This window comes from Saccharopolyspora sp. NPDC002686 (genome assembly GCF_040295745.1).
GTDB classification, from domain to species: domain Bacteria; phylum Actinomycetota; class Actinomycetes; order Mycobacteriales; family Pseudonocardiaceae; genus Saccharopolyspora; species Saccharopolyspora oryzae.
This window is the reverse complement of sequence record NZ_JBEOVY010000425.1, coordinates 1-5,849: the sequence shown is the minus strand read 5'-3', so window position 1 is coordinate 5,849 and position 5,849 is coordinate 1. Positions and strand designations below refer to the sequence as shown.

The 5,849-nt window shown below is 71.1% G+C and carries 5 protein-coding genes and 1 pseudogene; 4 read left to right on the top strand and 2 right to left on the bottom strand.

The features are described from left to right. Positions 1–685, bottom strand: a pseudogene (locus ABTZ89_RS34515) (M protein); the annotation flags it as partial. Between the two features lie 253 nt (positions 686–938). Between ABTZ89_RS34515 and ABTZ89_RS34510 the strand changes: the two are divergent. The 3 genes from ABTZ89_RS34510 to ABTZ89_RS34500 all read left to right on the top strand — a co-directional run bounded on the left by ABTZ89_RS34510 (position 939) and on the right by ABTZ89_RS34500 (position 4,614). Further along, positions 939–1,316, top strand: coding sequence for an SPW repeat protein (locus ABTZ89_RS34510; RefSeq protein ID WP_270951516.1), 378 nt, complete (start codon positions 939–941; stop codon positions 1,314–1,316). 115 nt (positions 1,317–1,431) lie between these two features. Then, on the top strand, positions 1,432–2,094 hold the full coding sequence (locus tag ABTZ89_RS34505; RefSeq protein ID WP_351052772.1) for a TetR/AcrR family transcriptional regulator: 663 nt from the start codon (positions 1,432–1,434) through the stop codon (positions 2,092–2,094). Between the two features lie 177 nt (positions 2,095–2,271). Then, positions 2,272–4,614 (top strand): penicillin acylase family protein, encoded by a 2,343-nt coding sequence (locus ABTZ89_RS34500; RefSeq protein WP_351052769.1) that lies wholly within the window; start codon positions 2,272–2,274, stop codon positions 4,612–4,614. 42 nt (positions 4,615–4,656) lie between these two features. On the opposite strand, the gene ABTZ89_RS34495 is transcribed toward ABTZ89_RS34500, so the two are convergent. Beyond that, positions 4,657–5,121 carry a carboxymuconolactone decarboxylase family protein gene (locus ABTZ89_RS34495; RefSeq protein WP_351052766.1) on the bottom strand — a complete coding sequence of 155 codons (465 nt, stop codon included), beginning with the start codon at positions 5,119–5,121 and terminating at the stop codon, positions 4,657–4,659. 90 nt (positions 5,122–5,211) lie between these two features. Here ABTZ89_RS34495 and ABTZ89_RS34490 point away from each other — a divergent pair. Further along, a partial coding sequence (locus ABTZ89_RS34490) for a sigma-70 family RNA polymerase sigma factor (RefSeq protein ID WP_351052763.1) occupies positions 5,212–5,849 on the top strand: 638 nt, incomplete at its 3' end.

Below are 5,849 nucleotides of genomic sequence, written 5' to 3'. Positions count from 1 at the left end.
GGTTGGCCTCGTCGGTGGCTTCCCGGACGCGGCGCTCGGCCTCGGACTTGCTGTTGGCCTCCTGCTCGGCCAGGGTGCGCATCGATTCGCTGCGGCGCGCGGCCATTGCGATCTCGAAGTCCTCTTCGACCTGCGTGCGGCGGGCCTCGGACTCCTTGTCGGCGCGCTTGCGGTTCTCCTCGGCTTCCCGGGTGATCCGCTCCGCTTCGGCCTTGGCGCGGTCCATCAGCGTGCGGTGCTCGGTCTCCATCTCGGAGCGCCGGCTGTCCACTTCGGAGATCAACCGCTCGTAGCGGGTGCGCAGGTTGTTGGCCTCGGCTTCGGAGCGCGCGCGGATCTGGGCCGCGTCGTTCTCGGCGCGGCCGCGGATCTCGTTGGCCTCGTCCTGGGCCAGCCGCAGCATCCGCTGCAGGCGCTCGCTGAGGCCTTCCAGGGTCGTCGGCGGCTTGGCCAGCCGGTCCACCTGGCCGCGCAGGTTCTCGATCTCGGAGCGGGCCGACTCCAGCTGCTTGGACAGGTCGTTGGCCTGGGAGACGGCGGCGTCGCGATCCGCGCTCAGGATGCGGATGTCGGCGTCGAGGCGCTCCAGGTGCTCATCGACCTGGGCGCGGTCGTAGCCGTTCTTTCGAACGAGGTCGAAACCCGATCCAAGGGGTAGCAAGTCGCGGTCGTCGGCAAGGCCCATGGGGACCAAGTTACCTGGAAGGCAGCGTTGTTGTGGGAGGTGTGGCGCGGATCGGCCGGATTTTCCGAGCCGATCGGATCACTCCTGCGCCCGGCGCGTTGCGCAACCCCCAACCCCCGCAACCGAAACCGGCGAACGCCGATCCGGGCAGTGACGAACCGGACAAACCGAGAACCGGTGGAAGACTCTTGACCGGCTGGCCAACCAAGCGTGCAATGGAGTTGTTCGTCGGAGTTCTGCGGAGGTGATCGACGTGGCCGAGAGCGGTTCGACTGCGAAGCCCTGGGTTCGTTGGCAGGACTGGGTCGGGGTGGTCCTCGGCGCCTACCTGATCATCGGGACCCTCTGGACGCCGACCAGCGGGTCGGCGCTGTCCGCGATGATCGTGCTGGGTGCGCTGCTGGTGATCGCCAGCGTGTGGTCGCTGGCCATGCCAGGGTCGATGACCAGCGAGTACTCCCACATGCTGATCGGGGTGCTGCTGTTCATCTCGCCGTGGGTCCTCGGGTACACCGCGCACATGGGTGCCTCGTGGACTTCGTGGATCGTCGGTGTGCTGGCGGTGATCGCCGGGGCGGCCGCGCTGCCGGAGGCCAACGCCGCGCACCGCGGAATCGCCGGTCAGCACTGACGGCGCTCTGGCCGCGCGCGGCGCGGCCACTCACGGGTACGGCGTGCGCGCGGCCTGGCGGTAACGTCCGGGCCGCGCGCTTTCTCCGGTGCGCAGGCGGCGGGAGGTCGGGTTCATGGCGCAAGCACCGGGCGGTCGCCCCTCCGGGGCCCCTTCGGACTCCGGTCGATCGGGAGAGGACGGTCGACCGGGAGAGGGCGGTTCATCCGCGCGGGAGCGGATCCTCGAGGCGGCCGGTGAGCTGTTCGCCGAGCACGGCTTCGAGGCCACGCCGACCTCGCGGATCGCCGAGCGCGCCGAGGTGCCCAAGGGCCTCATCCACTACTACTTCCGCCGCAAGCAGGACCTGCTGACCGCGCTGGTCGACCAGCTGCCCGACGATCCGGTGGTCTCGGACCGGGTCGCGGTGCGCGGTGACGTCGCGGGCAGCCTGCGGCGGCTGGTGCGCGAGCTGGACGCCCGGTTGGAGGCGTCGCCGCTGCTCAGCCACCTGCTGTGGCGGGAGGCGGACACCCACGCCGCGGTCCGGGAGGCGTTGCAGCAGCGGTTCCGGCACGTCGTGGAGCAGATCCGCGGGGTGATCGAGCTGGCGCTGCCGCCGGGGCCGGCGAGCTGCGACGTCGACACCGCCGCGCTGCTGCTGGCGCGGGTGGTCAACCACCGGCACTCGGTGGCCCGGCACGGTGCGCGCGACGACGAGCTGGACCGCGAGATCGGTTTCATCGCGAGGGCCCTCGAGCTCGGCGTCGGCAAGCCCCGCAAGGTCAAGCCCGCCTGAATCGGTGCGGGGTCCAGTCCGCGGGAACTCCGCCCGAATCGTCCTGGGTCACACACATCTGAAAGCTCTTCGGTCTTGTGAAAAGCGATTGCTCGCACAAGGATCTCCGGCAGCGGTTCGGCACGGGAGGTCGTGGTGGGCAATGGTCGGTTGCGGTTCTCCCGAAGACAAGGGCTGGTGGCCGCTGGGGTCGGGATCGCGGGGGTCGGTGTGATGGCGGGTGCCACGGCGGATGCGGCGCAGAACCACGAGGAATACCCGGTGCGGGGGCTGCGGGCCCCGGTGGAGGTGATCGAGGACCGCTACGGCGTCCCGCACATCTACGCCCGGAACGAGGACGACCTGTTCTTCGCGCAGGGCTTCAACGCCGCCCGCGAGCGGCTGTTCCAGATCGACCTGTGGCGGCGGCGCGGACTCGGCAGGCTCGCCGAAGTGCTCGGCCCCGCCTACGTGAAGCAGGACCGCGCGACCCGGCTGTTCCTGTACCGGGGCGACATGGACGCGGAGTGGGCGCGCTACTCGCCCGACGCGCAGCACATCGCGACCCGGTTCACCGACGGGATCAACGCCTACCTCGACTGGCTCGACGCCAACCCCGAGCACCTGCCGCCCGAGTTCGACAAGCTCGGCTACGGCCCGGCGCGCTGGGATCCGGCGGACGTGGTGCGCATCCGCAGCCACGGCCTGACCCGCAACCTGACCAGCGAGGTCGAGCGCGTCAGGGTCGCCTGCGCCGCCGGGCTGGACGCCGACGAGATCAGGCAGGGCCTGCAACCGGACCACCGGGTGGAGGTGCCCGACGGCTTCGACCCGTGCGCGGTGCCCGGCGACGTGCTCAAGGTCTTCGACCTGGCCACCCGGGGTGTGGAGTTCTCCGAGGGGTGGGTCCGCAAGTCGGCCCGCGACGCGGCCGCCGAGGGCAGCAACAACTGGGTGGTCAGCGGTGAGCGCACCGCCACCGGGCGCCCGATCCTGGCCAACGATCCGCACCGCTCCTACTCCGCGCCGTCGCTGCGCTACCTGGCGCACCTGTCCGCGCCCGGGCTGGACGTGATCGGTGCGGGGGAGCCGGCGCTGCCGGGGATCTCCATCGGGCACAACGGAACCGTCGCCTTCGGCCTGACGATCTTCCCGGTGGACCAGGAGGACCTGTACGTCTACCAGCTGGATCCGGCCGATCACCGCCGCTACCGGTACCGGGACGGCTGGGAGTCGATGACGGTGCTCAGCGAGCAGGTCGAGGTGCGCGGCGGTGCGGCGCAGACCGTCGAGCTGGTCTTCACCCGGCACGGCCCGGTGATCCACGTCGACGAGGAGCGCAACCTCGCCTACGCGGTGCGCACCGCGTGGCTCTCGCCCGGGATGTCGCCGTACTTCGGCAGCATCGCCTACATGCGGGCCCGCAACTTCGACGAGTTCACCCGGGCCATGCGCAACTGGGGTGCGCCGACGGAGAACCAGGTCTACGCCGACGTGGACGGCAACATCGGTTGGGTGCCGGGCGGTTTGGCGCCCAAGCGGGTCGGTTTCGACGGCCTGCTGCCGGTTCCAGGCGACGGCCGCTTCGAGTGGGACGGCTTCTACTCGGGCGACGACCTGCCGCGCCAGCTGAACCCGGCGGCGGGGTTCATCGCCACCGCCAACCAGTTCAACCTGCCGTCGGAGTACCAGGGGTTGGGGCTCGGCTACGAGTGGACCAACCCGTTCCGGCACCAGCGGATCACCGAGGTGCTGTCCCAGCAGCGCAGGCACACCGTCGCCGATTCGCAGGAGCTGCAGAACGACCAGCTGTCCATCCCGGCCCGCCGCCTGCTCGCACTGCTGTCCGATGTGGACAGCGGGGAGGCCGACCTGCGCCGGGCGCTGCGGTTGCTGCGCCGCTGGGACGCGGTGGAATCGGCGGATTCGGGTGCGGCGGCGTTGTTCGAGGTGTGGTTGTCCAAGCACCTCGGGCCGGGGTTCGTGGCGGCCGCGGTGCCGAAGGCGGCAAAGATCATCGACGACCCCGACACCCTGGTGCTGCTCGGCGAGCTGGAGAAACCGGGCCGGTGGTTGCCGAACGCGGCGGCTCGCGACCGCCTGCTGCTGGACACGCTGCGCTCGGCCTACGCGGAGGTGCGCGAGCTGCTGGGGAGGGCCGACCCGACGTGGGAGTGGGGGAACCTGCAGCAGAGCTACTTCCAGCACCCGGCGTCGGCGGCGTTCTGCGAGGGCGAGCGGTCCCACTACGACGTCGGCCCGCTGCCGCGGGGCGGCTCCCCGGACACGGTCAACCAGTCGGCCTACCGGTTCAGCGACTTCCGGCAGACCGCGGGCCCGTCGTTCCGGATGGTCCTGGACGTCGGCGACTGGGACTCGTCGGTGGCGGTGAACACCCCGGGCCAGTCCGGGAACCCGGGCGACCCGCACTACCGCGACCTCGCCGAAGCGTGGCAGAACGGGGAGTACTTCCCCCTCGCCTACAGCCGCGCCGCGGTGGAACGCATCGCCGAACGCCGGATGCTGCTGCTGCCCGCGTGAGCGGCGATGGTCGCAAGAACCACCATCGCCGCTCACGCGGGCTCAACCCCAGCTGGGCCGGTCAGCGCGCTCCCGGATCGGGACGTTGATCCGGTTGAACAGGTTGAGCGTGCCGATCATCAGCAGGACGGCGGAGATCTGCTGCTCGTCGTAGTGCTCGGTCACCTCCGCCCACAGCTCGTCCGGGACCGCCTCGTCGGAGCGGTCGGCGAGCCGCGTGACGGCCTCGGCCAGCTCCAGCGCGACGCGTTCGGCGTCGGTGAAGAACGGCGCCTCCCGCCACGTGGCCAAGGTGACCAGCCGCTCGTCGGTCTCCCCGGCGTTCCGGGCCTCGCGCAGGTGGCCGACCAGGCAGGGCGCGCAGCCGTTGAGCTGGCTGACCCGCAGGCCGATCAGCTCCAGCGTCCGCTTCGGCACCCCACCGGAGTTCGTCGCCTTGAGCAGGTGCTGGATGCCGGTCATCGCATCGGGCAGGATCATCGCGGGGTTCTGCATGCGCGGCTGCACGTCGCCTCCAGGGGATTCGGGCGCCGGTGTCACACCGGCCCGGTTCCATCGGTCATGGGGGTGACCCCGGGCGACGGAGGAATGTGACCGATGGACGCGGAAATCCTGGCCGAGCAGTTCGAAACCCACCGGGCGCGGCTGCGGGCCGTGGCCTACCGGATGCTCGGCTCGCTGAGCGAGGCCGACGACGCGGTGCAGGAAGCGTGGCTGCGGCTCAGCAGGTCGGGCGGTGATGGGATCGACAACCTCGGCGGCTGGTTGACCACGGTCGTCGGCAGGGTGTGCCTGAACATGCTCCGCTCCCGCGCCACCCGCCGCGAGGAGCCGCTGGACCCCCACCTGCCGGACCCGGTGGTGAGCAGCGTCGACGCCGTCGACCCCGAGCAGGAGGCGCTGCTCGCGGATTCGGTGGGCCTGGCGCTGCTGGTGGTGCTGGAAACCCTGGCCCCGGCGGAACGGCTCGCGTTCGTGCTGCACGACCTGTTCGCGCTGCCCTTCGACGAGATCGCGCCGATCGTCGGCCGCACCTCGACCGCGACCCGCCAGCTCGCCAGCCGCGCTCGCCGCCGGGTCCAGGGCGCACCGTCACCCGACCCGGATCTGGGGCGGCAGCGGGAGGTCGTGGACGCCTTCCTCGCTGCTGCGCGCGGCGGCGACCTGGAGAGGCTGCTCGCGGTCCAGCGAATGCTCATCGCCCGGGAGCTCGGCCTCCCGGCCAGAGCACCCTG